The sequence below is a fragment of the Kitasatospora sp. NPDC001175 genome, assembly GCF_053598215.1.
On the sequence record NZ_JBSFJU010000179.1, the window covers coordinates 1 to 3422 of the forward strand.

General features: G+C 70.0%; 5 protein-coding genes. 3 read left to right on the forward strand and 2 right to left on the reverse strand.

The features are described 5' to 3' along the window. Both ku and ACWDAK_RS40850 read left to right on the forward strand, forming a co-directional pair. A partial coding sequence (gene ku / locus ACWDAK_RS40845) for a non-homologous end joining protein Ku (protein WP_449806585.1) occupies positions 1 to 1098 on the forward strand: 1098 nt, incomplete at its 5' end. A gap of 12 nt (positions 1099 to 1110) precedes the next feature. Beyond that, positions 1111 to 1350 (forward strand): hypothetical protein, encoded by a 240-nt coding sequence (locus tag ACWDAK_RS40850; protein WP_344641286.1) that lies wholly within the window; start codon positions 1111 to 1113, stop codon positions 1348 to 1350. 95 nt (positions 1351 to 1445) lie between these two features. On the opposite strand, the gene ACWDAK_RS40855 is transcribed toward ACWDAK_RS40850, so the two are convergent. Both ACWDAK_RS40855 and ACWDAK_RS40860 read right to left on the reverse strand, forming a co-directional pair. Next, a complete protein-coding gene (locus tag ACWDAK_RS40855) occupies positions 1446 to 1967 on the reverse strand; it encodes a hypothetical protein (protein WP_344641285.1) in 522 nt (173 codons plus the stop codon). A gap of 49 nt (positions 1968 to 2016) precedes the next feature. Further along, positions 2017 to 2928 (reverse strand): DNA-3-methyladenine glycosylase family protein, encoded by a 912-nt coding sequence (locus ACWDAK_RS40860; protein ID WP_427396106.1) that lies wholly within the window; start codon positions 2926 to 2928, stop codon positions 2017 to 2019. Between the two features lie 256 nt (positions 2929 to 3184). Between ACWDAK_RS40860 and ACWDAK_RS40865 the strand changes: the two genes are divergently transcribed. Further along, positions 3185 to 3412, forward strand: coding sequence for a hypothetical protein (locus tag ACWDAK_RS40865; protein ID WP_427396107.1), 228 nt, complete (start codon positions 3185 to 3187; stop codon positions 3410 to 3412). Positions 3413 to 3422 lie beyond the last annotated feature (10 nt).

The window sequence follows — 3422 nt, forward strand, 5'->3', positions numbered from 1 at the left end:
ACCGGGGTGCTGTCTTTCGGGCTGGTCACCCTGCCCGTGGCGCTGTACTCGGCGACCGAGTCCCACACGGTGAGTTTCCATCAGATCCAGCGCGGTACGGCGGACCGGGTGCGGACCCGGCGGGTCAACGAGCGTACCGGTGAGGAGGTGTCGTACAGCGAGATCGTGAAGGGCTACGAGCTGGCTGAGGTCGAGTACGTGATCGTGGAGCCCGAGGAACTGGAGCAGCTCTCCCCCGGCCGGTCCAGGACGATCGAGATCCGCGGGTTCGTCGACCTCGACCAGGTCGATCCGATCTTCTTCGACACCACCTACTACCTCGGTCCCAAGGGCAAGGAGTACGCCAAGATCTACGCCTTGCTGGTGAAAGCCCTGGAAGAGTCGAACAGAGCCGGAGTCTCCCTGTTCGCGATGCGCGGCAAGGAGTACCTGACCGCAGTGCAGGCCGAGAAGGGGATGCTGGTCACCCACACCATGCACTTCGCCGACGAGGTCCGCGACCCCCGCCGCGAGGTCGACGACCTGCCCGCCGCCACCACCGCGGTCGGTGAGAAGGAACTCGCCGCGGCCCGGCAGCTGATCGACATGCTCGCCGTCGACTGGAACCCGGACGAGTACCACGACACCTTCGCCGAGCAGGTCCGCGAGCTCATCGAGGCCAAGGCCGCCGGCAAGGAGATCGCCGTCTCCCAAGGCCCGCAGGAGACGCCCACCAACGTGGTCGACCTGATGGACGTCCTCAACCGCAGCCTGGCCACCGCCAAGGACCGTGCCACGGCCGACCAGGAAGCCGAGGAAGCAAAGCCCTCACGCCACCGCGCCCGCAAGGCCGCACCCCGTACGAGCCGAACCCCGAAGACAGCCAGCGGGAAGAAGACCATCACCGCGAAGCGGGCGCAGCCCGCCGCTGGCGCGAAGAAGCGCACCGGGACCTCCTCCAAAGCCGAGGACCTGGGGGCGCTCACGAAGGCCGAGCTCTACAAGCGGGCCAGCGATCTCGACATCCCCCAGCGCTCCACCATGAACCGTGACCAGCTCCAGCACGCCCTCGAACGCGCCCAGCGCCCCCGAGGCCGTCGTCTACGCACCGCATCGTGAAGCTGTTCATCCGTGGCGCCGAGCGTCGGCGAGGGAACGCAGCTGGGCCTGGTCGTGCAGTTCGCGGATGACCAGCAGGCGCTCGCCGCGTTGGAGAAGCAGGCTCTGGGTGAGGTCGCGGCCGGCCCACCCAGGAGCGGCTCGGCGGGCTCAGCTGGGCTGGCGCTGCCGGTTCAGCGCATGGGCGATCCCGCCGTGGTGAGCTGGTCCATGGTGAGGTCGGCTCGTGTGAGCAGGACGCGCGGACGGTGACGGTACCGGCCGAATTCGGGCTTCTGCCCGCCTGCGGCTCTACTACAGGTCTTATGGGCGTTCGCCGCGCCCGGCTCGGCACTGCTGAGCGCCGGTCACTCCGGCACGCCGGGGGTGACAACGAGGCTTTTGATCAGGGCCACCGTCTGCGCGGCGGTCAGCTGGCCGTGCTCGGACCCGACCGACCAGCACAGCATGATGAGCAGCTGGAGCATGGCGGTGTGGCGGACGTCGGCGGGTGCTTCTTGCCAGACCAGGTGCGCGGCCTGCGTGCCGATGCTGCGGTGCCGGGCCTGGAGTTCGAGAACCAGGGCGGTGACCGCGTCGGGCGTGGTTCGGGCGATCTGCCGCAGGCGGTCCACGCCGGCTTCCTCGGGAAGGCCGTAGACGGGGCGGGAGGAGAGCGGTCCCAGGCACACCAGGGCGGCTTCCCACAGTGCGTGGTCGCCGCGGCGCTGCAGCTCGGCCAGCAGCAGCAGCCCGTGCTCTGGTGCGCTGGTGCGGACGGTGGCGTCGGCGGCCTCGTAGACCAGGTCTTCGACTGGCAGCTGGGTCACGGCGTCCGGTGCCAGGGATCCGGCCGGGTGGTGGAGGGGCTGCGGGTGCTGATCGCTCACGCTGCGACCGTACTGCGCGGACGGTGGGGCGGGGGTGGTGGCCGTGGCGTCAGCGGTGGCGGTGGTCGTTCGGGGCGAGTCTGGGGCCGTAGCGCGGGGCACGGGCACCGGTGAGGCGGATGAGTCGGCACACGCGGTGGCGGTGCGGGGCGAAGGGGGCGAGCAGTTCCAGCATCTGTTCATCGCTGGACCGGGCCCGGCCGGCCAGGCAGAACCCGACGTGGTTCGCGAGGTGAAAGTCGCCGACGGAGACAGCGTCGGCGTCGCCGTTGGATCTCTGGAGGGTCTCAGCTGCGGTCCAGATCCCGATTCCCGGCACGGAGGTCAGCCGGGCGAAGGCCGCCTGGCTGTTCATGGCGGCGGCTTCTTCGAGGCGAGGAGCGAGCCGGACGGCGCGCAGCACCGTGCTGGAGCGCTTGGGGTCGACGCCGGCCTTGTGCCACTCCCAGCTCGGGATCGCCGCCCACTGGGTCGCGGAGGGGATCACCCGCAGTGCAGGGTGCGGTCCGGGTGCCGGGGTGCCGAAGCGGCGCAGGAGGTAGCGCCAGCCGCGGAAGGCCTCGGTGACGGTGACTTTCTGCTCCAGGATCGCGGGGATGAGGGAGTCCATGACCAGACCGGTCGCGCCGAGGCGCAGGCCGGGGTTGCGGCGCTGGACCTCGCGCAGCGGGCCGGGCGGCAGATGGAGCTGGTCGGGGTCGTCGTCGGCGCCGAGCAGGGTGGGCAGCCGGTCCAGAAGCCAGTCGGCGGCCGGTCCCCACGCCGTGGCGGTGATCTCGGCGGTCTGGGGGTGGGTGGTGATCCGGATGGTGCCGGTGCCAGCCGGGGTGCGGAACGCTCGCCACAGTCCGCCCGCTTCCCATGAGGCTGTCGGGTCGCCGGCGCCTCGGGAGATGGGGCCGAGGATGTGATCGAGGTCGACGGTGAAGGCGGGCTGCCAGGTGCGCCGCGCGCCGTCCATGTCTCTTCACCACCGGGTCGGTCTGCTGTCCGTGCCTGCGCGCGGGCGATGCCGAACACTACGCGACGGCAGAGGGTGATCCGAAATCCGCGCGGGGGGCAGCGGCGCAGCGTGTTCGATTCGCCTGTGCAGGTGAGAGCCGACTTTCGTTCGAATCCGCGTTCGCTCAAGCGTTCGAAAGCTCCGCCGAAAGCTGGCCCGCGCCGTCCTGTTCGAACGCATCAGCGGGATGCCCGCCGATCTCACAGCCCCCGACTTGGCCGTGTCGACTCCCTCCGAGCGCTCCATGCTGGCCAGCTTCATCACCGACGTCACACCCGATCTCGCCGACGAGCTGGAGCAGGCGGCTCAGGAGTTCCTACGCGAGCACGGCATCGCGGAGCCCATCACTTGGCAGCCTCTGAGCTTGCTCCGCTTTGACGGACACCGTTGGTGTGGTGGTCAGGCCGCCAGGACGGTCTCGTATTCGGCGGGACTGCGGTAGCCGAGGCTGC